Genomic DNA, 24,270 nt, shown 5'->3' on the forward strand with positions numbered 1-24,270 from the left:
AGCCCTTTTTCAGCCCACCGCCACGACCTTTTCGAGGGGAATTTCGATTTCTTCTGTGGTGGCGAGGATAACCCCCGATGTATCGAACCGGACGAAGGCCACCGTGCCGTAGGCGCTCATCCCCTCGTCGTCGAGATACTCCACCACCCGGCCGATATAGTTCACCGCTGAGCCCTTGGTAACGGCATTCATCTGTTCGATGCTCTTGTTCATGTTGGTCATCTGCTCCAGGGTGCTGAACTGGGCCATCTGGGCTATGAAATCCTTGTCCTTGAGCGGGTCGAGAGGATCCTGGTTGCTCAGCTGGGCGATGAGTATCTTCAGGAAGGCATCCTTCCCGAGCTCGCTGTTCGTATCCCTGAGGGCTTCGTCCGCGGCCGCCGTGTAGTTCGCTTCATTTCCGCCGGTTACTGCCGATATGGTCATTTCTCCACCTCCTAGGCCACCCAGTGAAGGAGGCCCTGTTCAAGATCCACCGCAAAGGATGGAGCGTCCTCTTCCGTTTCTCCTGTTCCTGCCGCTGCGCGGACATTCCTGCCCTTCGTCCGGTCATGGGCACCGCGACTGCCGTCCCCGCCGCTGTCCCTGATGTCCACGGTAAACTCGGCAACCTGCACGCCCTGCTGCTGAAGGTGCGTCCTCAGAAGGGCTATCTGGTCCTGGACCAGCTGACGGAGCTGTTCGTTGCCGACCCTTATGGATGCCTCCACGCCGCCCGTTGTGGCGGCGAGTTCGATCTCCACCCGCCCGAGAGCGGGAGGATCAACGATCATGGATGCCCGGTGGTGTCCTTCCGCCCTCATGAACCTCACCACGTTGTGCATTCCGTCCTCGAGGGCGGCGCCGCCCCGTCCGGCCAGAGCCAGTTCCCGGGCGAACCCGCCGGGGAAGGGAGACGCAGCAACACGGACTCCGGCCGGCCCCTGGGCCGGCCTCTGGACGAAAAGGGCCGCTCCGGGGTCGTCGTTCTTTCCGGAAAAGGACTGCCGTCCCTCGCCCTTCTCTCCGTCTCCGTTCTTTGAAGTTCCCGGGAGAACGCTCTCTTTTCCTGAAGCGGAGGCCGACGGCCTGTTGCCCCGATCTTCGGCGCCGCCGTTCCTCTCCTGTCGCTCCTGAGTGCGGTCCGTCGCAAGGGCTCCGGCAGTTTCCTCCTGCTCCGCGTTGTCGTTGCGGGGAACGGTTTCACTTGCCCGTTTCCCGCCTGGAAGAACGCCGGAGAGTTGCTTTTCAGGGGAGGCACCGTCCTCCTCCCCGGTGCCGGCAGCTTCACCCCGTTGACGGAACGGCGATTCCTTTGGCGATAGTTCGGCAGAGGAATCTGCGGGAAGGGGCGATCTTCCTTTCTCTTCCCCCGGACGGGGCACTGCCTCCTGTGCCGGAGGCTCTCCCTGCTTTTCATGGAGGAGCCGGTCATCCCGGACGACCATTACTCCGCCCGCAGCGGCCGACTCGCCGCCAAGCGCACCCTCCTGGGGGAGATCGCCGGAAAGTGAAAGTTCTTCTTCTGGCGAAAGCGTTTCCTCTTCCGGGATTTCGCCCGAAAAAGGGAGGTCGGTTTCCTGTAGGGAAAGGACGGCTTCCGTCCCTTCGATTTCCGCGGATATATCGTCGGCGCTCCGGGCAATTATGCTCTCGCTCGTGGCTTCCGCCCCTTCGATTTCCGTGGAGATATCGTCCCCTCCGTCGGCTCCGGTCACTCCCCGGAGCATCGCCGGAAAAACCGCGCGGGGCAAAGGGAAGGGAGTGTCCTTCGGTCCGGTTTCCGCAGAAGAAGCCGTCGGCCCCTGCTCGCACCGGTGAAGCAATCGGGAGAACCGGTCGTTCTTTTCTCCTTCGGGTTTCAGTTTTGTTCCGACCGGATCCGGGAAAAGCTCCGAAGCACTCTTTTTCTGTACTGCCGCAGAAAAGGGAGAGATCATAGGCCGCACCTCCGAGTGTGTCACCGCGACCCGCCGGCCGCCAGCCGTTCCGTCAGCCTTGCCGCTCTCACCGCTTCCATGCGGCCGAGAATCGATGCCCGGGCATCCCTGGGCATTGCCTCCAGGAGTTTCACAGCCAGGTCTTCCCGCAGCTGCTCGAGAATGAGAGCCGCCCTCCTGGGCGAAATTTCCTGGTAGGTTTTCATGAGCATGTCGAGGTATTCTTTTTCCTCCTGCTGGTTCTCCGGAGGCTTGATCCGGGCCGCGGCCCGCTCCGCCTCGATTTTTTCCAGGGCGGCGGACCGCATTTCCAGGTCCGCCGATAGGGCGGCTAAGCGTTTTTCCCGCTCACCCAGTTCCCTCTCTCTTTCATTGAGCCGGTCGTTCCATTGCTGAAGCTCGATAGCCCGTCTCTGTTCGGCCGTCAGGGAGTATTCCCCGGGGATTCCGACGGCGGCCGCGAGATTCTTCCCTATCCACGGAATGCGCGGGACGGACCAGTACATCACCGGGCGGGCATCCCAGCTTCCCGATACGTGGAGACCCACGGCCGCTCCCGCCGCGAGAAAAAGAAATAAAAAAAGGAGCGTTCCTTTCCGGCTCTTTTTCTTTTCGTTTATCCTCGCCGGCTGGGGGGAACTCTCCTCCCGGTCATCCTCCAGGTTTCGGGGTTCGTCAGCCATCAGTCATCGCTCCCTGAATTCTTTCGGTACATGGAGAGGACGTTTTTCACATATCTTTGCGTCTCCGCAAACGGGGGAACCCCTCCGTAGGAGTCCACCCGCCCCGGCCCGGCATTGTAGGCCGCAAGAGCTTTCACCAGGTCTCCCTGATATTTATCGGACAGTTGGGAAAGGTATTTAATCCCACCCTCGAGATTCTGGACCGGATCGAAAGGATCATCCACGCCGAGCATCCCGGCGGTTTCGGGCATGAGCTGCATCAGTCCCATGGCACCTTTCGGGGAGACGGCCATGGTCTGCCCGCCCGATTCCATCCGTATCACCGCCCGGACCAGGGCTTCTTCCACTCCGTACTTCGCAGCCAGGGGGGCGATATGGTCCTCCCAGCCGCCGGACATCGTTCTCACCGGTGAAACGATGCCGGGAACGACGGGATGCCGCGTTTTTTTTTCCTTTTCCGGCAATTTTCTTTCTTTTTCCTCCGCCGTTTCCAGAACGTCCACAAAACGGTCCTTTTTTTTGTCCAGGACGTCTTCGTCCTTTTGCGGCCGGATTTTCCGCTCGATCTCCTCGATGCGGCCCATGACCCTCGACACTCCCGAAAGATTCGGTCTCATTGCCTTCCCTCCTTCGGTGGACCATGACGGATGCAGGCGATGTCGTCCAGCTCCGACTGCTCCTTCTTTCTCGTTTCCTCCTGAAGGTTCAGGACCATGAAGGAAATGTATTTTTCCATCGCTTTCACGTCCCGGTGTTTTTCAAGCAGCCGGGCCTCGGTATCCTCTATGGACCGCCGCACGCCGCAGAGAGACTCTCCCTCGCGGCAGATCCTGTTTTCCAGAAGGTCGATGGCCTTCCGTCTGAACCAGATATCCTGTACGGTGAAGGTTTCGTCCTTCTGGGAGCCGAAGGACTCAAGGGCTTTTTCCTTTTCCGTTCCGAGAGATTCAAGGACGGAGAGAAGGCGCTCCTCCTCCTTTTTTTCACTGGAAAGAAGGATCCGCTCGTCATCCCTCACCTTGACCTTCGTCCTGAGAATACGTTCAAACCTGTTCACTTTCGCGTTCATGTGCTCCTCCGGCTGAAGACATTACATACTTATTCATCGGCAGGGGGATGCCCTGCCTTGACCCCTGTCAGGGTACAAGGGAAAGGAGCCGGCCTTCCATCTCCTCAAAGCCCACCTTCTCCCCCACGGTCTGGCGGAGGAAGGAGTGAACCCCCTGAAGATGTTCCACCGCCCAGTCCACTTTCGGGTTGGAGCCGCTTTTGTAGGCCCCTATGCTGATAAGGTCCTCGGCCTCCCCGTAGACGGCAAGGAGCTCCCGGACCCGTCCCGCTGCGGAAAGGTGCTCCGGACTGACGATGGAGGGCATGACCCTGCTCACGCTTTCAAGTACGTCCACGGCGGGATAAAAATTCCTGGCGGCGATTTTCCTCGACAGGACAACGTGGCCGTCAAGAACGCCTCTCACCGTGTCCGCCACAGGTTCGTTCATGTCGTCCCCTTCGACCAGGACGGTGTAGATGCCCGTGATGCTCCCCCGTTCTCCCGCACCGGCCCGTTCGAGAAGCCGGGGAAGCATTTCGAAGACGGAAGGGGTGTATCCCCTCGTGGTGGGAGGTTCGCCGATGGCCAGTCCCACTTCCCGCTGAGCCCTGGCCACCCTGGTCACCGAGTCCATCATGAGGAGTACATTTTTGCCCTGGTCGCGAAAATACTCAGCGATGGCTGTGGCGGTGAGAGATGCCTTGAGACGGATGAGGGGAGGCTGGTCGGAGGTGGCGATGACGAGGACTGAACGGCGGCGCCCCTCGTCGCCCAGGTCGCGGTCGACAAACTCCCGGACCTCCCTTCCCCGTTCCCCCACCAGGGCGATGACGTTCACGTCCGCCTCGGTGTACCGGGCCATCATGGCGAGCAGGGTGCTCTTTCCCACTCCCGATCCGGAAAAGATGCCGATCCTCTGCCCTGTTCCGAGGGTGAGAAGGCCGTCGATGACCTTGACGCCCACGGGAAGAGGGGAGGTGATCATTTTTCTGCGGAGAGGATGGGGAGGGTCTGCATAGAGAGGATAGAATCCGGAAGCCGCAACAGGCCCCCGGTCGTCGATGGGGTTTCCCAGGCCGTCGAGAATCCGGCCGAGAAGAGAATCGCCCACCCGGACACCCAGGGGGCGCTCCATGGAAAGGACGTCGCATCCCGGACCGATGTCCTTGAGGTTGCCCAAGGGCATGAGGAGAACCCGGTCGCCCCGGAAGCCCGCAACCTCCGCCGACAGGGATGCCCTGGCGCTGTTTCTGTACCGTATGGAACAGAGATCGCCCACCCGGACGTCGGGACCCCTGGATTCCGCCACAAGGCCTACCACCTGGACGATGCGTCCGTTGATCTTGGTGAGCTGGACCCCCGAAAGGCGCTGCTCGAGAATGGCCAGCAGCCCTCCTTCAGAAACTGCCGTCATTCCCGTTCCCTCCCTCGATGAACAGGTGCTCGATCTCGCCGGAAACCTGTTCCAGTTGGATCCGCCACCGGGCATCGTAAATACCGAGGTTGGTTTCCACGATACAACTTCCGGCGTCCACGTTCCCGTCGGGAATAAACTCGAGGTGCCGGATTCCCCTGAGGAGGTCGCTGAATTCGTCCTTCCTGCCCCGTACAGCGTCCACGTCCTCCGGGTTCAGGTAAACGATCACCCTTTCCTTGTCGCTGATGCGCTCCAGGACACCACGGAGCATCCTGACGGCCGTTTCACCGTCGATGGAGACTTCTTTCCGGAGCATACGGGAAAGAAGGAATTCCCACATGCGGATGAGCCTGGGCATCTGGAGGGAACAGAGAGCCCCCAGGTTCTCTTCGAGGGAGCGGTGGACGGATTCAAGCAGCGATACAGCCGAGCGGACCTTATCCCCGGCTTCCTTTGCCGCCTCTTTGCGGGCATTTTCAATGCCCTGTTCGTACCCGGCCTTCCTCCCTTCCTCGAATCCTTCGGAAACCGCTTTTTTCCGGGCTGCGGCACCCTCGGTCTCGAGAGCGGACACCATCTTCTGCCGCTCTTCTTCGAGACGGACCCGCTCCCTGGAGAGCTCTTCCTCGAAGACGGACGCCCGGAAGGCGAGGTCCCGTTTTTCCCTTTCCGATTCCTCGAGCCTTGTTTTCAGAAGGGAAAGTTCTTCATTAAGCTGGGAAAGCAGGTCCACGGGATGGTTCCCTGCTTCCGGTTCCCGAGGAATCTTCTCCTGGTTTTCCCTCTTGTCCCGGGGGACATTTCCGATCCGGACGGCCTCCGGAAGCAGGCGCACCGCCCGGAGGACGTTGGGACGAAGAAGTTTAGACAACCAACTCTTCCTCTCCTCCTCTGGAAATGACGATTTCTCCCACATCCTCCAGGGCCCGGATCACGTTGACCACCTTCTGCTGGGCTTCCTCCACGTCCTTCACCCTGACGGGGCCCATGTAGTCCATGTCCTCCTTGAGCATTTCGGAGGCCCGCTTGGACATGTTCTTGAAGAACTTGCCCCGGAGCTCTTCCGTGGCACCCTTGAGGGCCAGGGAGAGCTCCTTCATCTCCACTTCGCGGAGCACTCTCTGGAGAGACCGGTCGTCCATCTTGATGACGTCCTCGAAGACGAAGAGCCGCCGCTTGATTTCCTCCGCAAGCTCGGGATCGTTCTCCTCGAGGTGTTCCATGATGTTCCGCTCCGTGGCCCGGTCCGCGTTGTTTATGATGTCCACGATGGCGTCGATGCCGCCTGCAAGGGTAAAGTCCTGTCCCATGACGGTGCTCAGCTTCCTTTCCAGTACCCGCTCCACCTCCCGGAGCACTTCCGGGGTGATCCGGTCCATCCTGGCGATCCGCTTGGCCACCTCGGCCTGCACGGCCCCGGGAAGGCCGCCGATGATGGACGCCGCCTGCTTGGGGTCGAGGTAGGACATGATGAGGGCCACGGTCTGGGGATGCTCTCCCTGGATGAAGCCGAGAATCTGCTGTGCGTCGGTGTGCCGCATGAAGTCGAAAGGCCGGACCTGGAGGCTGGCAGTGATCCGTGTAAGGAGGTTCTGCGCCCTTTCGGGGCCGAGGGCCCGTTCGAGGATATCCCGGGCATAGTCCACGCCTCCCCTGGCCATGTACTCCCTGGCGAGGAGCATTTCCTGGGCATCCTTCAGAACCCCGAGCCGCTGTTCGGGGGTCACTTTTCTCAGGTTGGCTATTTCCAGGGTAAGGATTTCGATGGTGGAATCGTCCAGCCGCTTGTAGACTTCGGCAGCCACTTCGTTTCCGAGGGCCACCATGAGGACGGCCACCTTTTCTCTTCCCGTCAGTCCCTTGGTCGTTGTCTTCGCCATGATCCCGCCTCCTAAGACTCGTCCGCAAGCCAGTCCTGAGTCAGGTTGGCTATTTCTTCTGGCTTGCTTCTCGCGTAGGCGCGAAGCTGTTCTTCCAGTACGGCCAGTTCTCCCTGGGCTTCAAGCAGTTCCGGGGAAGAAAGAAGTTCCTGTATGCTCGGGATGCGCTTCCGCTCCTCCGCGGGAGGGAGAGCGGCTTTCCTGGACCTGCGTCTCCTCATCCACAGAACCCCCGCGAGGGCGGCGAGAAGAAGAAGCACCGCCGCTGCGACAAGGGCGATGATAAGCTGCATTCTCTGCTGGAGCTGAAGCTGTTCCGCAAGGCTGTCGGCAAAGGTGGTTGAGAATTTCATGGACTGGATGACGAGCTGGTCTCCCCTGGCGGCATCAATACCCAGGGCAGGCGCCACGAGGGCCCGGAGCTCCGTCAGCCGTTCCTCCTCAAGCTCCCCGTCCACCAGTACAGACGCGGAAAGCCGCCTGACCGTCCCGGGAGTCACTACCTGCTGGGTTTCCCGGGTGGTGATCTCGTAGTTGTTGGTGGTTTCGGTCTTGTTGTATTCGCTCGCCGTTCCCTGCTGCTGGGCGATGGCGTAGCCCGGGATGTTCGTGGTGGTTCCCGGGGCACCGCCGACGGGGGCACCCGTTCCCGTGTAGGTTTCCTCCATGTTCTGCTGGCTCCGGAGGACGCCCCTCCCCGTCTCTCCGGGGATAAATTCCCTGGAGGAACTGGTCCTGCGGTCGAAGTCGAGGTCCACCTTGATCCGGACTACGACCCTGCCCGGCCCGAAGACCCGTTCGAGCATGATCCTGACCTTGTTTTCGAGCTCCCGTTCCTGCTGCCGCTCAAGCTCCCGCTGGACCGAGGAAACGGTCCGGCCGTCGCCGCCCTGGCCGTAGATGAGCAGCTCCTGGTCAAGCAGGTCAGAGAGGACTTTGCCTGAAGTGTCCACCACCGTTATGTTCTCGGGGAGCAGGCCCTGGACCCCGTGGGACACGAGATGCACTATGGATTTCACCTGGTCCGGGCCGATCTGCATTCCCGTCTTCAGGCGGACGAGGACCGATGCCGTGGAGGGCTGCTGCTGCTCGAGGAAGAGGCGCTGTTCAGGGACGACGATGTTCACCTTGGCGTAGTCCACTGCGTCGATCTGGCGGATGGTCCGCTCCAGCTCTCCCTCGAGGGCCCGTATATAGGTGATCTTCTGCTGGAATTCGCTCAGGCCCATCTTCGTTGTGTCGAAGATCTCGTAGCCCACGCTGCCCCCTTTCGGAAGACTTTCCTGGGCCAGGCTGAGACGGGTTTCATAGACGATGTCCCGCGGAACGAGGATGGCGTTCGCGGCGGGGTCAAGCCTGTAGTCGATCCTGTTTTCCCTGAGATAGGCCACGATGGCCGACTGGTCCTCTACTTCGAGAGCGGTGAAAAGGGGTTCATAGGAGGGCTTGCCCGCCCAGTAGACGGCAAGCGCAAGAGCGGAAATCACCATGACGGAGGCCCCGACGATGGAGAGCTTCTGCCACGGCTTGAGGGAAGACCAGAAGAGCCCGAGACGGGCGGAAAATCTTCGGAACCAGTCCATTCACAAAACCATTACACAGGCATCCGGGCAAGCTGCTGGTAGGCGTCAAGCAGTTTGTTCCTGACCTCGGTGATCATTCTGAGGGCGAACTCCGCCCTCTGGGAAGCGAGGACAACCCGGGAAATATCGTCCACGTCTCCCGTGGCGAGACTGTTCACCAGGCCGTCGGACTCCACCTGAAGATCGTTTACCCTCTTCATGGAATTCTGAAGAAGCTCTTCAAAGGAAAGGCCCGTACCGGCGGAACGGTCCTTCGCGGGAACCGCTTCCGGCCCGCGGACCGCAGCGGGTGAAGCGAGCTTCATAAGATCGATGTTCAACGAACCCATGGGGGCCCCCTCCTCATTTTTCCGGACAATATCGATACCGCGACCATACTATATTATCACAGCAGAGATAGTTATAACAAAAACGGGAAACGCAGGTATGCGCCTCCCGTCTGTTGTTCCATGAGCCTGAAGTCCTTTGTATTCAGGAACTTTCCGTCTGCTGTCCGATTACCGGGAGGAGCCGCTACCCCCGCATTATTTCCAGGGCTCCCGTCCACATGTTCCGAGCCGCGTCGACCACCGCGAGGTTCGCCTCGTAGGCCCTGCCGGCGGTGAGCATGTCCGCCATCTCCCTGACCACGTTCACGTTCGGGAAGGCCACGTATCCTTCCTCGTCAGCGTCCGGGTGGTCAGGCTGGTAGGCCAGCCGGGGAGGGGTGTCGTCCGTAGCGATCTCCACTACCCTGACTCCACCGGTATCCTCATAGCCGCCTATGGTCTTGTCGAGCATTTCGGCGAAGACAGGCACCTTTCTCCGGTAGGGGCCGCCTTCCGCTGTCCGGGTGGTGTTCACGTTCGCCAGGTTCGCCGATATGGAGTCGAGCCAGAGCCTGTGCGCCGTGAGGGAACTGCCCGATACGTCGATGGCCCGGAACATTCTCATGGTTATCTCCCCCCTATGACGAGGCGGTACAGGGAACTTTTCTTCGCTGCGAACCGGGTCATGGCGTTATAGGCCATACGAGTCTGGGACATGACGGCCATCTCCCGTTCGGGATCCACGTTGTTCCCGTCCAGCCGGAATTTTTCGTCATACACCTTGATTTCCTCGGGAACCACTGAACTGACTGTGAGGGGCCCCGAAGGTATGTGCCCTTCGTTGGTAACCGTCATGGGAAGCCGCCTCGGACCGTCCACGAGATCCCTGAGCTGATCCTCGAAGGAGACGTTCCGCCGGGCGAACTCCGGTGTGTTCGCATTGGCGATATTTCTCGACGTGGCTTCAAAGCGCTTCGAAAGCCCCTCGAGGTTTTTCTCCATTACTTTCCAGTTGAAGTCGCCCATCATGGCCTTTTCCCTCCCGCCCCGGTTCTTCCTGTTTGTTTCGGCGGGCTTTCCCCCGGACTTGAATCAGTCTTTCTGGAGCACTCCCAGCTCTTCCACGAAGAGAGGGCTGAGCACCTTGATGAAGGTTCCCTTCATGCCGAGGCTCCGGCTTTCGATGATGCCGGCGCTTTCCAGCTTCCGGAGGGCGTTCACGATGACGCTCCTGGTGACGCCCACCCTGTCCGCCACCTTGCTTGCGATGACCACACCCTCGAAGGAGCCGAGCTCGCTGATGATGTGCTTCACCGATTCCACTTCCGAATAGGAAAGTGCTCGCATGGCCATCTGGACGATAAGGCGTTCCCTGGAGCGCTCCTCGATGTTCTTTGTCCGTTCGTGGAGAATTTCGATGCCCACGAGGGTGGCCAGGTACTCCGCCAGGACGAGGTCCCGCATGGAGAAGGGCTGGAAGAACCGGACGAGAAGCAGCGTACCGAGTCTCTCCGCGGCACCGTAAATGGGAATGTAGAGCATGTGTTTCTCTGGCGCTTCGGTGCCGGCGTCGTCGAACAGGTAACCGTCGGTCTCGCTCAGCATGGTCTCCCTGTGCTGGTTCATCTTTTCGACGAAAGCCTCGGGCATATACCCCTTGTCGATGAAGTTGGACACTTCCTCGGAATGATACTCGGAAATCCACGAATGGCCGAGGATCTTGCCCTCCCGGTTGATCAGGTACACGTTGGCCGTGGAGAACTCGCACAGCAGCTTGGCGAGCTTGTTGTAGTCGGGCCTTGTACCTTCCCTGCGGCTCTGGAGGGCCCTGCCCACCTGCCGGGTTTTGTCGAGAAGATCCTTCAGTCCTGGTTCCTCATCGATTACGTGAGGTTCCGCCGCCCTTGCTTCTTCGATCGTTTTGCTTTTCTTTACGGCCACTCAAAATCCCTCCTGATATGGTATCCGTGCGCACCATCCGCACCGGAGCATGTAATGTAATCTACAGAAGATATCTTCTGATATCGCTGTCCGAAATTAGGGGTTCCAGCCTCTCCCGAACGAACTCGGGCGTTACCGTGAACTTACCCTGTCCCTCCTCGGGGGCGGCGAAGCTGATGTTCTCGAGAAGGTGCTCAATCATGGCATGGAGCCTCCTGGCCCCGATGTTTTCCATTTCGCCGTTCATCCGCTCCGCCAGGCGGGCCATTTCGTCCACCGCCTCGGGGGTGAAGTCCAGATTCACGCCTTCGGTGGAGAGAAGGGCTGTATACTGCCTTAGCAGGCTGTTTTCCGGTTCCACCAGAATGCGGGCCAGGTCCTCTCTCGTCAGGGGCTGAAGCTCCACCCGGATGGGGAACCTCCCCTGCAGTTCGGGCACCAGGTCCGACGGCTTCACGCTCGAGAAAGCCCCAGCGGCGATGAACAGAACATGGTCCGTGTTCACCGTGCCGTACTTCGTCTGGACGGGGGAACCTTCCACGATGGGCAGAAGATCCCGCTGAACCCCTTCCCGGCTGACATCGGGGCCGCCCGCGCCGCCACGGGCAACCACCTTGTCGATCTCGTCGAGAAAGACGATTCCCTCTTCCTGGGCCTTGTCGAGGGCCTCCCGGACGACGGCGTCCATATCCACCAGCTTTTCCGCTTCTTCTGCGGCGAGAATGGTCCGCGCCTCGGAGACCTTCATCCTGCGGCGCTTCGTCTTTTTGGGCAGCAGGCCGCCGAGCATGTCCCCGATGTTGATGCCCATGGAATCCATCCCGCCTCCACCGAGAAGGGGAATTCCCACCGACTGGCTCTCGGTGACGTCGATCTCCACTTCCCGGTCGTCGAGTTTGCCCTCCCGGAGCAGGGCAAGAATCTTCTTCCTGGTGGAATCCCGGAGCCTTTCCTCCTCGGGCGAATCATCCCGTTCCTGGTCCCTTTCCGGTGATCCCCCGCCACTGAAGAGGCGCATGAAATCGGGAACGGCGCTTTTTTTCTCCGGCCTGGGCAGCAGCACGTCCGCCAGCCTCTGTTCCGCCCGTTCCGCTGCGGGAACCTGAACATCCTCGATTTTCCGTTTCTTCACCATGGCCACGGCCGCCTCTGCCAGGTCCCGCACGATGGATTCCACGTCCCGCCCCACGTAGCCTACCTCGGTGAACTTGGTGGCCTCCACCTTGACGAAGGGGGCTTTCACAAGGTCGGCGAGGCGCCGGGCGATCTCGGTCTTGCCCACGCCCGTGGGCCCAACCATGAGGATGTTCTTCGGCGCCACTTCCTTCGCAATATTCTCGGGAAGGCGCCTTCTCCGGATGCGGTTTCTCAGGGCTATGGCCACGGATTTCTTTGCCTTCTCCTGCCCTACGATATACCGGTCGAGGTATTCCACGATCTGGCGCGGAGTGAGATCGAACCGGTCATTTTCCAGAATGTTCATTCTCCAAGTGCCTCCACTGTGACGGTGTTATCCGTATAGATGCAGATCTCCGAAGCGATTTCGATGGACCTCCGGGCAATCTGCGACGGAAGCAGGCTGCCGCTTTCAAGAAAGGCGAGGGCCGCAGCCTGGGCGTACCCCGATCCCGACCCTATGGCCGCCACGTTGTTCTCCGGCTCCAGAATGTCCCCCGCTCCCGAGAGCATCAGGGTGAGCCTCGAGTCGGCGACGATCATGAGAGCTTCGAGCCTCCGAAGAGCCCTGTCCGTCCGCCATTCCTTCACCAGCGACACGGCGGACCGCATCAGGTCACCCGAATTCTCCTCCACCCGGCTCTCGAACCTCTCCAGGAGGGTCATAGCATCGGCGGTGCTCCCGGCGAAACCGGCAAGGACCGTTCCTTTGTGGAGCCGGCGGACTTTTTTCGCTCCAGCCTTTATGATCTGGTTTCCGAGGGTCACCTGGCCGTCACCGGCCATGGCAACCATGTCATTTCTGCGAACACACACTATCGTCGTTCCCTTGAACATCTCCGTTGTCTCCTTTCGCCCGGGGGTGGGCCAGTTCATAGCTCTTCCGCAGGTGATCCGCCCCGACGGCGAGGTAATGCTGGGTGGTGAGGAGGCTCTCGTGCCCGAGCAGCTCCTGGAGGACTCTGAGGGAAGCCCCCCCCTCGAGGAGGTGGGTCGCGAAGCTGTGCCGGAGCACGTGGGGCGTCACGTTCGCCACCCCTGCCTTCAGGGCCGCCCTCCGGACGATCCGGTGGACCGTCCTCACCGTGATTGCCCCTCCCCTTCTGCCGGGGAAGACGAACCCGCCGTTCCCGGCGCCGGAATCTCTCCAGTTCCGGAGGGCTTTGAGTGCACACGTCCCGAAGGGGACAATCCTTTCTTTGTTTCCCTTGCCGAGCACCCGGACCATTCGTTCGTCCAGGTCAACATCCTGCCAGCGGAGGGAAGCCAGCTCGGCGATCCTGAGACCGCAGCCATAAAGAAGCTCAAGAACGGCCGTATCCCGCACGGGATCTTCCCCCAGCTGCCCTGCGTCAACCAATTTGAACGTGTCCTCCTGCGAGAGGGCCCTGGGCAACCTGGAAGGGAGCTTCGGCCCCCGGATTCCCTTCGCGGGGTCGGAGGAAATCAGCCCTCGGTCAAACAGAAAGGCAAACCAGCTCCGGACCGAGGACAGCTTTCTGGCCGCCGAGGTTTTCGCGTAACCGTACCCCATCATCTCCCGAAGCCAGGACCGTATGGTCTTTCCGTCCACTTCCGCCGGTGAATTTATGCCCCGCACCTCGAGAAACTCGGCGAACTGGGCAAGATCCACGGAGTAATTGGTCACGGTGTGGAGCGACGCCTCCTTTTCATACCGGAGGTAATCGAAAAACCGATCAAGAAAAACAGATATCTTTTCCTGCATAAGCATATTTTAGCATCTTTTTCTAGATTATCGATATTTTTCAAAAGAATCAATTAACGTTTTTTGGGCAGAAGCATAAAAGCTGTCCCTGACCGGATTTTTTCTTTCCCACATCTCTTTTTCCCATTTTTTGAGAGAGAAATTTAAGAGAAAAAAACAGACGGGGGATTTATCCGGCAGGTCCCGCGAGTTCCGCCAATCCGGCGAGGAAGGGGACAAAAGCCTCCCGTGCCCGCTGGGCGACCTGTTCGCACCGCAGGGCCTTGTTCCGTACTTTCCCCCCCAGGGGGGGAAAGATGCCGAGGTTAACGTTCATGGGCTGGAAACGGCGCCCCAGAGCGTCTCCCAGGTAGTGAAGAAGGGAACCAACGGCCGTTTCCCTTGGCCACTCGGGGAAGGGTTTCCCGAGAAGCAGGGCGGCCATGTTGAGGGCCGCGACGCAGCCCATGGCGGTACTTTCCATGTACCCCTCCACACCGGTGATCTGGCCGGCGAGGAAGAGATCCTCCCGCCCGTTCCGGAACCGGAGGCGGCCGTCCAGTACTGCCGGGGCGTTGACGTAGATGTTCCTGTGCATGACCCCGAAGCGGGCGAATTCAGCATCGGCAAGCCCCGGGATCATCCGGAAGACCCGCTCCTGCTCCCCCCACCGGAGACTGGTCTGAAACCCCACGAGATTGTAGAGGGTTCCCTCCCTGTTGTCCTGCCGGAGCTGAGCCACAGCCCACGCATCTTCCCCCGTTCCGGGGAGGGGAAGACCCACGGGGCGCAGGGGGCCGAACCGGAGGGTGTCCGTTCCCCGGGACGCCATGACTTCCACGGGAAGGCACCCCTCGAACCAGGACGGCGATTCCTCGAAATCGTGGGGAAGGGTTCTTTCAGCGCTCGTCAGGGCGGAAATGAAGGCCTCGTATTCCTCCCGGGTGAAGGGGCAGTTGATGTAATCGTCCTCCTGGCCCCACCGACCGAGACGGAATGCCTTCGTCATGTCGATGGAGTCCGCCTCCACCACCGGGGCGACGGCGTCGAAGAAGGAGAGGTACTCCTCCCCGGCCATCTTCCTGATCTCCCCCGCCATGGCGGAGGAGGTAAGAGGGCCCGTGGCAAGGATCGCAGGCCCTTCCGGAACGGAGACGCATTCCTCTCTGACGACTGTGACGAGAGGATGTTTCTCCAGGGTCTCCGTCACCAGCCGCGAAAAGATGTCCCGGTCCACGGCGAGGGCCTTGCCCGCCGGTACCCGCGATTCGTCCGCGCACTTCAGGATGAGACTGCCGAGGCCGCGGAGCTCCTCCTTGAGAATTCCCGCCGGGCTGGTGGTGGAATCGGCCCCGAAGGAATTGCTGCAAACCACCTCCGCCAGTCCGTCCGTCCTGTGGGCCGGCGTTGTGGTCCCGGGCCGCATCTCGTACAGGGTCACGGGAATTTCCCGGGTTGCGAGCATCCAGGCCGCTTCGGACCCGGCAAGCCCGCCGCCGACTATGGAGACGGAGCGGTCAATCATCGTCCCGGGTCTCCTTCGGGGGGACATACCCGCATTTCGGGCACTCCTCGCCGCCCTTCCGTCCGGTGGTCATCATGGCGGCGCCGCACTTGGGGCACTCCTTTCCCGACGGGGGGTTCCACGAGACGAAATCGCACTCGGGGTAGCGGGAACAACCGTAGAACGGCTTCCCCTTCCTGCTTTTGCGCTTTACCACGTCCCCCGTGCCGCATTTCGGGCAGACAGCGCCCGTCTTGACGAGGACTGGACGGGTAAACCGGCATTCAGGGTAGCCGCTGCAGCCGACGAACTCACCGAAGCGGCCGTTTTTCAACACGAGGGGTTTGCCGCACTCTGGGCAGTCCTCCCCTATGGGTTCGGGGGGCGGAAGCTGCGCCGGCGGGGCCGTCTCGGCCTCGGCCATGGTGACGGTGAAATTTTTCCAGAAATCCCGCAGAACGGAGAGCCAGGGAACCTTCCCCTCCTCCACGTCGTCGAGGCTTTCCTCCATGCGGGCGGTAAACCCGGTGTCCACGATGGAAGAGAGGCTTTCGCCATTGAAGTACTTCATCAGGAATTCGTCCACCGTCTCCCCGAGGGGTGTGGACTGGAGCCGCCGTTCCTCGTTCCTTACCACGTACCCCCTGTCGTAGAGCGTTTCCACGATGGAGGCGTAGGTGGACGGACGGCCGACACCCTCGTCCTCGAGGACCTTGATGAGGGTGGCCTCGGAGTACCGCGCCGGCGGGCGGGTGAATTTCTGTTCCTTTCCCGTTTCCTCCACGGCGAGCACCTCTCCACGGACCGCCGGCAGAAGGGATTCTCCCTTGAGGTCCAGGGGCCACACGGCGCTCCACCCTGGGAAGAGCAGGGTCTCCCCGAGCTGCCGGAACCCCGCCCTGCCCGCGGAAGCGGTGAGGGCGGCGTTGGCCACCCTGGCGGGGGTCATCTGGGAGGCCACGTATCGCCTCCAGATGAGGGAATACAGTTTCATCTGGTCCGGAGTGAGAATGCCTTCCAGGCTTTCCGGGGCAATGGTCACGTCCGTCGGCCGGATGGCCTCGTGGGCGTCCTGGGAACGGCCCTTGGCGGAATAGACGTTCTCCTTTTCGGGCAGGTACGGCGGCTCGAAGGAAGAGGCGATGTAGGCCCTGCATTTTTCCACGGCCTCGGGGGCTATCCTGAGGCTGTCGGTGCGCATGTAGGTGATCAGGCCCGTAGGTCCCCGTCCCGGGATGGATACCCCCTCGAAGAGTTCCTGGGCTATTCTCATGGTTCTGCGGGGAGACAGGCTGCACCTTCGGGCAGCCTCCTGCTGGAGGGTGCTCGTCTTGAAGGGGGCGGGGGCCGCCCTCAGGCTCTCCCTCACCTTGAAATCGGTTACGGTGAGGGGAAATTTCTCCACCTCGCCGAGTATGGCATCCACGACATCTTCGGAATCTATGAGAAGGGACTTTCCCTCTTTCCAGAGGGATTTCCCGTCCAGGCTGTCCGCCCGGAGAACGTACTTCCTGCCGTCGCCGGCGGCCGCCGAGACGGTGACGAGCCAGTAGGCCCTGGGAACGAATTCCCTGATCTCCCGCTCCCGGGCACAGATGAGGGCAAGAGCCACTGACTGCACCCTTCCCGCGGAGAGGCCCCTCCGGATTTTTTTCCACAACAGCGGACTCAGGGTGTACCCAACGAGCCTGTCCAAAATCCGCCGGGCCTGCTGGGCATCCACCTTGTTCATGTTGACTTCTTCCGGGTTGTTGATCGCTTCCCGAACGGCCCCGGGGGTGATCTCGTAGAAGCGGACCCTGCAGGGGGACGATGGGTCAATGCCGAGGAGCTCACAGAGATGCCATGCGATGGCCTCCCCTTCCCTGTCGGGGTCCGAGGCGAGAATGACCCTGGAGGCTTTCCGGGCCAGCCCGGCAAGTTCGTTTTTCACCTTCGCCTTTCCCTTGACGAGAATGTACTCGGGAGCGAAGTCGTTGTCCACGTCTATCGCCAGCCGGCTTTTCGGCAGGTCGCGGACGTGCCCCACACTCGACTTGACCACGTATTTCGATCCGAGGATCTTGGCGAGGGTTCTTGCCTTCGTGGGGGATTCGACGATGACAAGAGACGTTCCGGCCCCCGCTTCGGAGGGGGCCGAAGCAGCCCGGGACCGCCCGGAGGTTTTCTGCCGGGGTGCTTTGGAGGCACTCTTCGTTCCCGTGGTCTTTTTCCCGGCGGAAGAGGTTTTTCTGCCCTTCCCGGAAGACGGGGACTTCTTCCCGGCAGGGGGTGCGCTTTTCGCAGCCCCTGCCGGTACGGATTTCCCTGCGGCGATTTTTTTCGCGCCGGCCGGGGAGGTCTTCTTCCCGCCGGAGGAACGGGCCGTCACCGCCGCCGCCGTCTTTTCAGAAGGGGGAAGGGGCGCCGTTTCCGGGGCGGTCTTTTCCTTTTTTCCTTCCTTTGCCATGGAACCTTCTCAGCAGATCCAGCAGCTCGAAGGATACATCTTCTCCGAGGGGCTGCCGGGGATCTCAAAGGACCGGTCGTCGAGAAGGGCATCCACGATGGCCTCGAAGAGAGGGGCCTCCACGGCGGAGTTTTTCATGGCGCCGAGGGACACGGCCTCCTGGATGGCCCTCTCGGTGATCTCGAGAGGGACCTCTTCCGTGGCGATGTAGCGGTATATTCTTCCCTGCGTCTCGGGGGTCAGGTATCTTTGTTCGCAGTTATGGAGAACTCGGCGGACGAGGAGCGAGTCCACCAGCCTGCCTCCTCGGGCTCGGTCCGTATTGTGTGATTTGGGCACCAGGCTCTTCCTTTCCGATCCAGTCTTGTCTACCGGGGAACGGCACTCCACCGCCCCGGTCCAGAGGGGAAAACGTGCCCCGCCGCGGCCAGAAGGGCCAGGCAGGAAAAAACGTCAGCGGGAGACATTGTACATTCAACGGCGAGGTTGTCAACAGTTCTTTCTCCATATTTTTTTAAAACGGCAAGAATTCTTTGCTCTTTTTCAGTCAATGAAGGAGTTTTTTGCCGTTCCTCTCCGGGAGGAAACAGGCCGAGCTGCCTTCCGAAAGCCAAGGAGACAAATTCCGCCACGGAGACAAGGGGCAGGGCCCCGTCAAAAAGCAGCCTGTTCGACCCGGCGCAGCCTTCCTCGGATATCCTTCCCGGAACGGCCCAGACCTCCCTGCCGGCCTCAAGGGCGTGGCGGGCCGTGCTCATGGCTCCGCTTTTGAGCGGTGCCTCCACCACCACGAGACGATCGGCCATTCCAGCGATGATCCTGTTCCGCTCGGGAAAACGCCACTGCCTCGGAGGAGAACCGAGGGGATACTCGGAGACCAGGGCGCCCCCCTCCCCGACAATGCGCCCGAAGAGGCCTTCGTGTCCCCGGGGATACACCATGTCCACCCCCGTCCCGAGGACCGCGATGGTGGCGCCGCCTCCGGCCAGGCATCCTTCGTGGGCCGCACCGTCGATGCCGGCGGCTCCGCCGCTGATCACCACGCCGCCGGTCCCGGCCACCGCCCGGCCTATTTCCGCCGCCGTCCGCCATCCGTAGGAACTGCATTTCCTTGTTCCCACCACGGCTGCTGACGGCCCGGCAAGAGGCCATTTTCCCTTGACGTACAGAAGCAGGGGGGCGGAGGGCGTTCCGGCGAGTCCCCGGGGGTAGTCCCGGTGCTCAAAGGAGACGAGGCGTACGCCCGCCCGGCGGGCCCGGTCTTCCTCCAGCTCGGGCCATCCTGCCCCGGCAAGCCGGGCAAGGTTATTCCGTACCGTCTCGGAATACCCAAGCCGTTCCCACAGGGAAGGCCCTCCCTCAAGGAACGCTTCGGGCGGAAGGTCCTCCTTCCTGAAGGATTCCCAGAGAACCGGGGGGAACCCTCCCGACGCGGCCAGGAGCAGGAGCACTCTCAGGAGTCCGGTCATCGGCCTTCCCCTCCCTCCCGGTAAGCCATGGCCTCCGCCACGTGGGACACCTCCACGTCCACGCTTCCCGCCAAGTCCGCTATGGTCCGTGAGACCTTGAGCACCCGGCTGATTCCCCGTCCCGAGAGCCTGAGGCGTTCCGCCATGGAGGCAAGAAAGGGCCTCACCCCCGGGGAAAGAGAGAGGGCCCGTTTCACGAGCCGTTCAGGCAGCTCGGCGTTGCAGGTGAACCCTGTCCCGGCCCACCGTTTCCTCTGGATCTCCCGGGCCGCCCTCACTCTCGCGGCGATGGGGGCACTCGGTTCGCCGCCCTCAGATTCCACCGCCACGAGTTCTTCCGGGAGCAGTCTCGGGACTGCCAGGTGAAGGTCGATCCTGTCGAGGATGGGGCCGGAAATCTTCCGCCTGTACCGTTCCCGCTCCGATGACGAGCAGGTGCACCGCTCCACCGGGTCTCCGTCCCACCCGCACGGGCAGGGGTTGCACGCGGCCACGAGAAGCACCCTGCACGGGTAGACTACCGAGCCCGAAGCCCTGCTCACGGTGATCCGTCCGTCCTCAAGGGGCTGCCTGAGGGCTTCCAGGAGATCGCGGCGGAATTCGGGAAATTCGTCGAGGAACAGAACCCCCCGGTGGGCCAGGCTGACCTCGCCGGGCCGGAGGGTGGCGCCGCCCCCGCAGATGGAGACGATACTGGCAGTATGGTGGACGGTTCTGAAAGGGGGGTGCATTCCCCGGTCGAAGGGAACGCCGAGGGTGCTCCGGACAAGGGCGGCCTCAAGAAACTCGTCCCGGGACAGCGGGGGAAGGATCCCGCGAAGTGCCCGGGCCAGAAGGGTCTTACCGCTGCCCGGGGCACCGGTGAAGAGGATGTTGTGATGCCCGGCGGCGGCTATTTCCAGGGCTCGTTTTGCCCCTGACTGGCCCCGTATGTCGGCGAAATCAGGGTCGGCCACGACCGGCTCCGCCTCAAGAACCGCAGGAACCACGGGAGTGAGATTCCTTTCACCCCGAAGAAAGGCGATCATGTCGCCCAGGCTTTCGGCTGCCCAGGCTTCGCACCCCTCCACCAGGGAGACTTCGTCCGCGTTGTCCGCAGGGACGAAGAGCGGAATTCCCGTATCCTTGGCGAGAATGGCCGCGCCGACGGCCCCCCGGACTCCCCGGAGGCGTCCGTCCAGGGCCAGCTCGCCGAGAAAGATTGCCTTTGGGACTTCCGGAATGCTTCCCATGGCCCCGGCGATGCCGAGGGCGATGGGAAGGTCCAGGATGGCCCCCTCCTTCGGAAGGTCGGCCGGCGCGAGGTTCACCGCAACCCGTCCCCTCACGGAAAGGCCGAGGGAGCGGAGGGCCGCCCTCACCCGTTCCTTCGACTCCCGGACCGCCGCATCGGGCAGGCCGACGATGGAGATGGCGAACAGGCCCCCGGTGATTTCCGCCTCCACCTCCACCCTCAGGGCTTCCATGCCCTTCAGGGTGATGCCCCAGACGGGATTCACGTGAGGTACGCCCCCGCCGTGACATCCTCAAACCGCTCCACCGTAGGGTCTTTCCCGGGGTGCAGGGTCACGGAGAGAATGTCGATCCTCCACGGGCCGGTCCACCCCCGGGTCTCCACGTACCGCCTTCCGGCCCGCACGAGACGCCCCAGCTTCCGGGGCCCCACGGACTCCTCTCCCCGCTGCATCCATCCTTCGGAGCGGGTCCTGACCTCCACCACCACGAGCTCCCCGCCTGAGAGGGCCACCAGATCAAGCTCCCCTCCCCTGAAGACCACGTTGCGATCGAGTATCTTCCACCCCAGACCGGCAAGGAAGGCCGCGGCGATCTCCTCGCCCCGCCGTCCCCGTTCGAGATGTTCCGCCGTCATGGTTTTTCTCCTTTGTCGAGTTTGTAGATAAAGGCGAGAATTCGGGCCACGGCCTCGTAGAGTTCCGCCGGAATCTCTTCGCCGAGCTCCAGCACCATCAGGGCGCTCACGAGAACAGCGTCCTCCACCACGGGGACATCCGCCTCCCCGGCAAGCTCGAGGATTTTCTCCGCCACGTATCCCTTTCCCGAGGCGGTCACCCTCGGGGCGTCATCATGTTTTTCGTCGTACCGGACCGCCGCCGCCTGAAGCCGTTTCTTTCCCTTCCCGTTCATACCGTTATGTCCAGCCCCCTGCAGGGAATCCGGGGCGCTCTCCGCCCCCGGGCCACGGTGATATGCTGCAGCGCCAGGGGAAGGTCGCCGAGCTGCTGCCGCAGAAGACGGCGGCGCATGCGGAAGATTTCGAATGTCTCGCTCCGCTCGGCCTTCAGGGTAACCCCGAGATTTTTGCCGTCGCTCTCCACGTCTCCCCCGACGGGCCCGATGCGGTCACCCTCCATCTCGAAGGAAATGGACCAGAAAGACTTTCCCTGCCGTTTCCAGGCCCCGGTGGTGATCCGTGCCGTGAGGGCCCCTTCCCCTTCGCCGGCCGGAAGAAGGGCGGGCGCGAGGAGGGACGGGTCGATCCCTTCCCGTGACGGCCTGGAAAGCAGGGCGTGCCCCCGGAGAAAGGCCGCCCGGTCGTCGTCTCCCTCCGTCATCTCTTTCAGGACAGCCAGGGGATTCTCACCCTTGGCCGCCCGGCTCCTGATTTCATCCCGCACCCTTTTCCACAGGGAAGCGGCGTCTTTTTCGCCGAGGCTGAAATACCATGCGAGGACCTGGACATTCCCCGCAGTGAGGGGAATGCCCCGGGCCCAGAGTTCCGCTAGGGGACCCGGCTGGGAGGGCAGACCGCCCATGCCGGCCCAGGCGCTTTTCAGGGAGGCGAGGGCCTGGCTGTCGAGGGGAAGCCCCCGGGAGAGAAGGGCGGAGGCCATTTCCCGGTCCCCCGCGGGGAGTTTTCCGAGAAGGGCCGCTTCCCCGTCGGAGAGGCGGAGGACCGGGATGTCGCCGGAGGCGTCCCACACGGCCCGGAAATGCTGCCCCGGGATGAGGGGAAGGTTGGCCCGGGCAAGAAGAGCCTGTCCGGCCACCCGGACAAGATAGGATCCCTCCTCCCGGGCTTCCAGGACGAGGCCGTTCACCACCGTGCCGTCGGCAATCCGGGGAAGCTGGGTTCCCGGCTGCCTGGGGCTTCCGTCCACCCGGGGCTGGGTCTGCCCCTCGGGAAGGCCGGGACGGACCGACGGACCGGGGATGCCGCCGATGCCCTGGGCTGCCATCAGGGGGCCCTCCAGGTGAAGGTGGCCCTGTGGACCGGCGAAGGACCGAGAACCTCGAGGGCTTTTCTGTGGGCCGCCGTCGGGTATCCCTTGTGCTTTTTGAAACCATAGCCCGGATACAGGCCGTCAAGGATATCCATGACCCTGTCCCGGAGGACCTTGGCGGCCACGGAAGCGGCCGCCGCTGCGGGGACGAGGCTGTCGGCCTTCGGGAGGGGAATCTGGCGGAAGACACATCCCGGAAGGGGGAAGGTGCCGTCCACTATGACCGTGTCGAAGCAGGGGGGAAGCTTCTCCACGCTCCGCCCCATGGCCCAGAGAGACGCCCGGAGAATGTTCATTCCGTCGATCCTCGCCGGAGAGGCGGCCTGGGCCCGCCACTGAACTTTCAGAGAGAGCATCCGCTCAAAAAGGAATTCCCGCCTGCGGGGGGTGAGTTTCTTGGAATCGGTGAGCCCCAGGGAGAGCAGTTCCTCCTCCTGGGCAGGGGTCAGAACCGCAGCCGCGGCGACTACCGGCCCTGCGAGGGGGCCCCGTCCCGCTTCATCCGCTCCGGCGATCCTTCCCCATCGGTTCAGATCCATGGCGAGTCCCCCGGCAGCTCCAGGGTCACCGGACCGAGCCGGCCGGTGGAAAAGGCCTCCACAAACTTGCGGCCTGCGGAGAGAATATCCACGGCCCCCCCGGAGACAAGGCACCCGAGCCGCCGTCCCAGCGCTTCGAGAATTTCCTCCCCTGAGAGCTCTTCCGGTGCGGGAACGCCCCACTTCTCCTCCACCATGGCCCAGAGCCCCCGCCTCCGGAGTACCGAGATCAGGTCGAGGGCGATGAGATCATACCCCCCGATCACCTCTGACTTGCTGCTCCCGAGCCACGCGAGGCAGCGCTGTACTGAATCGCCTGAGCGGGGGTCCAGGATGCCCGGCGAATCCACCGCCAGGAACCCCTTTCCCTTGTACCAGGAGACTCCCCTGGTGATTCCGGGAATGCCCCCCACCTGGGCGGAGGACTTGCCCACCAGGGCGTTCAGGAACATGGATTTACCCACGTTCGGTATGCCCACCACGGCCAGGCGGACTTCCCTGTGGGAGGGTCCGAAGGGTGCAAGGTCCTTCCGTACCTGGTCCATCCGGGGCTTGAGCAGGTTCACCGCCCAGGCCTTTCCGCCCGAAGAGGCAAACCAGGAGAGCCAGGCAGCCGTGCCCTTCTCGTCGGCCAGGTCCTTCTTCGACAGTACCACGGCCACGGGACAGATCCGGGAGAGTTCATCCGTCAGGGGAGAGGACGTCACGAGGGGAGCCCGGGCATCCCGGACCTCCAGTATGATATCCAGCTTTTCGGCGAGTTCGGCGAGCTTCCGCTTCCCCTTCGCCATGTGGCCGGGATACCAGACGGTCCGTCCCAATCATTCCACCGTCCCGATCCTGTTCAGGGGCCAGTACCTGAAAAAAACCGGCCCTCGGATGTTCTGCTTCGGCACGAATCCCCAGAACCGGCTGTCCTGCGAGTTCGGGCGGTTATCCCCCATGGCGAAGTAACTGCCCTCGGGAACCGTCACCGGAACCTCCTTGAAAATCGGCCCAGTCGTCAGGGAGAAGGAGTCGCGGTTCTTCACGTACTCCTCCCGGAGAGGCTGTCCGTTGACGTAGACTATCCCGGCCCGGATTTCGAGTACGTCTCCCGGAAGACCGATGATTCTTTTCACGAAATCCCGCTTGGGATCCACGGGATACTTGAAGACAAAAATCTGACCGCGCTTCGGCTCAGTGAAGTGATACCAGAATTTTGCCACGAGAACGCGGTCGCCCACCTCGAGGGTGGGAATCATGGACCCGCTGGGGATCCAGAACGCCTGAACAACAAACGTACGGAGCACGATAGCGAGGACGAGTGCCCACAGCACCGTCTCGATCGTCTCCCTCCACCATGGTTTTACAGCTGGCGCCATCAGGACAACCTCCGTTTCCTATGTGCGCTCCCGAAAAAAC

The 24,270-nt window shown here is 62.0% G+C and carries 27 protein-coding genes; all 27 read right to left on the minus strand.

What is annotated here, in order from left to right; genetic code table 11:
* Nucleotides 1–9: 9 nt before the first annotated feature.
* The 27 genes from JMJ95_RS03655 to lepB all read right to left on the minus strand — a co-directional run bounded on the left by JMJ95_RS03655 (nucleotide 10) and on the right by lepB (nucleotide 24,230).
* A complete protein-coding gene (locus JMJ95_RS03655) occupies nucleotides 10–426 on the minus strand; it encodes a flagellar hook capping FlgD N-terminal domain-containing protein (RefSeq protein ID WP_290682752.1) in 417 nt (138 codons plus the stop codon).
* Between the two features lie 11 nt (nucleotides 427–437).
* A complete protein-coding gene (locus JMJ95_RS03660; RefSeq protein WP_290682754.1) occupies nucleotides 438–1,919 on the minus strand; it encodes a flagellar hook-length control protein FliK in 1,482 nt (493 codons plus the stop codon).
* Nucleotides 1,920–1,939: 20 nt separating this feature from the next.
* On the minus strand, nucleotides 1,940–2,602 hold the full coding sequence (locus tag JMJ95_RS03665; RefSeq protein ID WP_290682756.1) for an MgtE intracellular region: 663 nt from the start codon (nucleotides 2,600–2,602) through the stop codon (nucleotides 1,940–1,942).
* On the minus strand, nucleotides 2,602–3,219 hold the full coding sequence (locus JMJ95_RS03670) for a lytic transglycosylase domain-containing protein (protein WP_290682758.1): 618 nt from the start codon (nucleotides 3,217–3,219) through the stop codon (nucleotides 2,602–2,604). Before JMJ95_RS03670 ends, JMJ95_RS03665 begins: the two co-directional genes overlap by 1 nt.
* Complete coding sequence (locus JMJ95_RS03675; RefSeq protein ID WP_290682760.1) at nucleotides 3,216–3,671, minus strand: flagellar export protein FliJ; 456 nt, start codon at nucleotides 3,669–3,671, stop codon at nucleotides 3,216–3,218. The genes JMJ95_RS03670 and JMJ95_RS03675 overlap by 4 nt, the downstream gene beginning before the upstream one ends.
* A gap of 67 nt (nucleotides 3,672–3,738) precedes the next feature.
* Nucleotides 3,739–5,067 carry a flagellar protein export ATPase FliI gene (fliI, locus tag JMJ95_RS03680; RefSeq protein WP_290682762.1) on the minus strand — a complete coding sequence of 443 codons (1,329 nt, stop codon included), beginning with the start codon at nucleotides 5,065–5,067 and terminating at the stop codon, nucleotides 3,739–3,741.
* The gene (locus JMJ95_RS03685; protein WP_290682764.1) at nucleotides 5,051–5,941 is read right to left on the minus strand and encodes a FliH/SctL family protein; all 891 of its coding nucleotides are present in this window, start codon (nucleotides 5,939–5,941) and stop codon (nucleotides 5,051–5,053) included. Before JMJ95_RS03685 ends, fliI begins: the two co-directional genes overlap by 17 nt.
* Nucleotides 5,934–6,950 carry a flagellar motor switch protein FliG gene (gene fliG, locus JMJ95_RS03690; protein ID WP_290682766.1) on the minus strand — a complete coding sequence of 339 codons (1,017 nt, stop codon included), beginning with the start codon at nucleotides 6,948–6,950 and terminating at the stop codon, nucleotides 5,934–5,936. The genes JMJ95_RS03685 and fliG overlap by 8 nt, the downstream gene beginning before the upstream one ends.
* A gap of 11 nt (nucleotides 6,951–6,961) precedes the next feature.
* Nucleotides 6,962–8,533, minus strand: a complete 1,572-nt coding sequence (fliF, locus tag JMJ95_RS03695) for a flagellar basal-body MS-ring/collar protein FliF (RefSeq protein WP_290682768.1) — start codon at nucleotides 8,531–8,533, stop codon at nucleotides 6,962–6,964.
* 11 nt (nucleotides 8,534–8,544) lie between these two features.
* Entirely contained in the window at nucleotides 8,545–8,862 is a 318-nt protein-coding gene (fliE, locus tag JMJ95_RS03700) for a flagellar hook-basal body complex protein FliE (RefSeq protein ID WP_290682770.1), read from the minus strand.
* 184 nt (nucleotides 8,863–9,046) lie between these two features.
* Nucleotides 9,047–9,466, minus strand: coding sequence for a flagellar basal body rod protein FlgC (gene flgC, locus JMJ95_RS03705; protein WP_290682772.1), 420 nt, complete (start codon nucleotides 9,464–9,466; stop codon nucleotides 9,047–9,049).
* A gap of 2 nt (nucleotides 9,467–9,468) precedes the next feature.
* A complete protein-coding gene (flgB, locus tag JMJ95_RS03710; protein ID WP_290682774.1) occupies nucleotides 9,469–9,870 on the minus strand; it encodes a flagellar basal body rod protein FlgB in 402 nt (133 codons plus the stop codon).
* Nucleotides 9,871–9,933: 63 nt separating this feature from the next.
* The gene (codY, locus tag JMJ95_RS03715; RefSeq protein WP_290682878.1) at nucleotides 9,934–10,707 is read right to left on the minus strand and encodes a GTP-sensing pleiotropic transcriptional regulator CodY; all 774 of its coding nucleotides are present in this window, start codon (nucleotides 10,705–10,707) and stop codon (nucleotides 9,934–9,936) included.
* 136 nt (nucleotides 10,708–10,843) lie between these two features.
* Nucleotides 10,844–12,265, minus strand: coding sequence for an ATP-dependent protease ATPase subunit HslU (hslU, locus tag JMJ95_RS03720; RefSeq protein WP_290682776.1), 1,422 nt, complete (start codon nucleotides 12,263–12,265; stop codon nucleotides 10,844–10,846).
* The gene (gene hslV / locus JMJ95_RS03725) at nucleotides 12,262–12,795 is read right to left on the minus strand and encodes an ATP-dependent protease subunit HslV (RefSeq protein ID WP_290682778.1); all 534 of its coding nucleotides are present in this window, start codon (nucleotides 12,793–12,795) and stop codon (nucleotides 12,262–12,264) included. The genes hslU and hslV overlap by 4 nt, the downstream gene beginning before the upstream one ends.
* Nucleotides 12,755–13,690: a tyrosine recombinase XerC gene (locus JMJ95_RS03730; RefSeq protein WP_290682780.1), complete on the minus strand. Its 936-nt coding sequence runs from the start codon at nucleotides 13,688–13,690 to the stop codon at nucleotides 12,755–12,757. Before JMJ95_RS03730 ends, hslV begins: the two co-directional genes overlap by 41 nt.
* A 163-nt stretch (nucleotides 13,691–13,853) precedes the next feature.
* Complete coding sequence (gene trmFO / locus JMJ95_RS03735; protein WP_290682782.1) at nucleotides 13,854–15,188, minus strand: methylenetetrahydrofolate--tRNA-(uracil(54)-C(5))-methyltransferase (FADH(2)-oxidizing) TrmFO; 1,335 nt, start codon at nucleotides 15,186–15,188, stop codon at nucleotides 13,854–13,856.
* Nucleotides 15,181–17,616 (minus strand): type I DNA topoisomerase, encoded by a 2,436-nt coding sequence (topA, locus tag JMJ95_RS03740; RefSeq protein ID WP_290682784.1) that lies wholly within the window; start codon nucleotides 17,614–17,616, stop codon nucleotides 15,181–15,183. Before topA ends, trmFO begins: the two co-directional genes overlap by 8 nt.
* Nucleotides 17,617–17,625: 9 nt before the next feature.
* The gene (locus JMJ95_RS03745; protein WP_290682786.1) at nucleotides 17,626–17,910 is read right to left on the minus strand and encodes a hypothetical protein; all 285 of its coding nucleotides are present in this window, start codon (nucleotides 17,908–17,910) and stop codon (nucleotides 17,626–17,628) included.
* 74 nt (nucleotides 17,911–17,984) lie between these two features.
* Entirely contained in the window at nucleotides 17,985–19,085 is a 1,101-nt protein-coding gene (dprA, locus tag JMJ95_RS03750; protein ID WP_290682788.1) for a DNA-processing protein DprA, read from the minus strand.
* On the minus strand, nucleotides 19,082–20,584 hold the full coding sequence (locus JMJ95_RS03755; RefSeq protein ID WP_290682791.1) for a YifB family Mg chelatase-like AAA ATPase: 1,503 nt from the start codon (nucleotides 20,582–20,584) through the stop codon (nucleotides 19,082–19,084). The genes dprA and JMJ95_RS03755 overlap by 4 nt, the downstream gene beginning before the upstream one ends.
* A complete protein-coding gene (locus tag JMJ95_RS03760; protein ID WP_290682793.1) occupies nucleotides 20,581–20,955 on the minus strand; it encodes a YraN family protein in 375 nt (124 codons plus the stop codon). Before JMJ95_RS03760 ends, JMJ95_RS03755 begins: the two co-directional genes overlap by 4 nt.
* On the minus strand, nucleotides 20,952–21,230 hold the full coding sequence (locus JMJ95_RS03765; protein WP_290682795.1) for an EscU/YscU/HrcU family type III secretion system export apparatus switch protein: 279 nt from the start codon (nucleotides 21,228–21,230) through the stop codon (nucleotides 20,952–20,954). The genes JMJ95_RS03760 and JMJ95_RS03765 overlap by 4 nt, the downstream gene beginning before the upstream one ends.
* Nucleotides 21,227–22,282, minus strand: a complete 1,056-nt coding sequence (locus tag JMJ95_RS03770; protein ID WP_290682797.1) for a hypothetical protein — start codon at nucleotides 22,280–22,282, stop codon at nucleotides 21,227–21,229. Before JMJ95_RS03770 ends, JMJ95_RS03765 begins: the two co-directional genes overlap by 4 nt.
* Nucleotides 22,282–22,866, minus strand: a complete 585-nt coding sequence (locus JMJ95_RS03775) for a ribonuclease HII (RefSeq protein WP_290682799.1) — start codon at nucleotides 22,864–22,866, stop codon at nucleotides 22,282–22,284. Before JMJ95_RS03775 ends, JMJ95_RS03770 begins: the two co-directional genes overlap by 1 nt.
* Nucleotides 22,857–23,687: a GTPase gene (locus tag JMJ95_RS03780; protein WP_290682801.1), complete on the minus strand. Its 831-nt coding sequence runs from the start codon at nucleotides 23,685–23,687 to the stop codon at nucleotides 22,857–22,859. Before JMJ95_RS03780 ends, JMJ95_RS03775 begins: the two co-directional genes overlap by 10 nt.
* On the minus strand, nucleotides 23,688–24,230 hold the full coding sequence (gene lepB, locus JMJ95_RS03785) for a signal peptidase I (RefSeq protein ID WP_290682803.1): 543 nt from the start codon (nucleotides 24,228–24,230) through the stop codon (nucleotides 23,688–23,690).
* Between the last annotated feature and the right edge of the window lie 40 nt (nucleotides 24,231–24,270).

This window comes from Aminivibrio sp., from assembly GCF_016756745.1.
In the GTDB taxonomy this organism is placed as follows: Bacteria; Synergistota; Synergistia; order Synergistales; family Aminobacteriaceae; genus Aminivibrio.

What these genes read in the sequence shown, in the direction of transcription:
- fliI (WP_290682762.1), bottom strand. Translation starts at nt 5,067, where the DNA reads ATGACGGCAGTTTCTGAAGGAGGGCTGCTGGCCATTCTCGAGCAGCGC.
- JMJ95_RS03670 (WP_290682758.1), bottom strand. Translation starts at nt 3,219, where the DNA reads ATGAGACCGAATCTTTCGGGAGTGTCGAGGGTCATGGGCCGCATCGAG.
- JMJ95_RS03760 (WP_290682793.1), bottom strand. Translation starts at nt 20,955, where the DNA reads ATGACGGCGGAACATCTCGAACGGGGACGGCGGGGCGAGGAGATCGCC.
- flgC (WP_290682772.1), bottom strand. Translation starts at nt 9,466, where the DNA reads ATGAGAATGTTCCGGGCCATCGACGTATCGGGCAGTTCCCTCACGGCG.
- JMJ95_RS03775 (WP_290682799.1), bottom strand. Translation starts at nt 22,866, where the DNA reads ATGGATCTGAACCGATGGGGAAGGATCGCCGGAGCGGATGAAGCGGGA.
- topA (WP_290682784.1), bottom strand. Translation starts at nt 17,616, where the DNA reads ATGGCAAAGGAAGGAAAAAAGGAAAAGACCGCCCCGGAAACGGCGCCC.
- JMJ95_RS03770 (WP_290682797.1), bottom strand. Translation starts at nt 22,282, where the DNA reads ATGGCAGCCCAGGGCATCGGCGGCATCCCCGGTCCGTCGGTCCGTCCC.
- dprA (WP_290682788.1), bottom strand. Translation starts at nt 19,085, where the DNA reads ATGACCGGACTCCTGAGAGTGCTCCTGCTCCTGGCCGCGTCGGGAGGG.
- hslU (WP_290682776.1), bottom strand. Translation starts at nt 12,265, where the DNA reads ATGAACATTCTGGAAAATGACCGGTTCGATCTCACTCCGCGCCAGATC.
- fliG (WP_290682766.1), bottom strand. Translation starts at nt 6,950, where the DNA reads ATGGCGAAGACAACGACCAAGGGACTGACGGGAAGAGAAAAGGTGGCC.
- fliF (WP_290682768.1), bottom strand. Translation starts at nt 8,533, where the DNA reads ATGGACTGGTTCCGAAGATTTTCCGCCCGTCTCGGGCTCTTCTGGTCT.
- JMJ95_RS03665 (WP_290682756.1), bottom strand. Translation starts at nt 2,602, where the DNA reads ATGGCTGACGAACCCCGAAACCTGGAGGATGACCGGGAGGAGAGTTCC.
- JMJ95_RS03660 (WP_290682754.1), bottom strand. Translation starts at nt 1,919, where the DNA reads ATGATCTCTCCCTTTTCTGCGGCAGTACAGAAAAAGAGTGCTTCGGAG.
- hslV (WP_290682778.1), bottom strand. Translation starts at nt 12,795, where the DNA reads ATGTTCAAGGGAACGACGATAGTGTGTGTTCGCAGAAATGACATGGTT.
- trmFO (WP_290682782.1), bottom strand. Translation starts at nt 15,188, where the DNA reads ATGATTGACCGCTCCGTCTCCATAGTCGGCGGCGGGCTTGCCGGGTCC.
- flgB (WP_290682774.1), bottom strand. Translation starts at nt 9,870, where the DNA reads ATGATGGGCGACTTCAACTGGAAAGTAATGGAGAAAAACCTCGAGGGG.
- JMJ95_RS03655 (WP_290682752.1), bottom strand. Translation starts at nt 426, where the DNA reads ATGACCATATCGGCAGTAACCGGCGGAAATGAAGCGAACTACACGGCG.
- fliE (WP_290682770.1), bottom strand. Translation starts at nt 8,862, where the DNA reads ATGGGTTCGTTGAACATCGATCTTATGAAGCTCGCTTCACCCGCTGCG.
- JMJ95_RS03675 (WP_290682760.1), bottom strand. Translation starts at nt 3,671, where the DNA reads ATGAACGCGAAAGTGAACAGGTTTGAACGTATTCTCAGGACGAAGGTC.
- JMJ95_RS03765 (WP_290682795.1), bottom strand. Translation starts at nt 21,230, where the DNA reads ATGAACGGGAAGGGAAAGAAACGGCTTCAGGCGGCGGCGGTCCGGTAC.
- JMJ95_RS03730 (WP_290682780.1), bottom strand. Translation starts at nt 13,690, where the DNA reads ATGCTTATGCAGGAAAAGATATCTGTTTTTCTTGATCGGTTTTTCGAT.
- lepB (WP_290682803.1), bottom strand. Translation starts at nt 24,230, where the DNA reads ATGGCGCCAGCTGTAAAACCATGGTGGAGGGAGACGATCGAGACGGTG.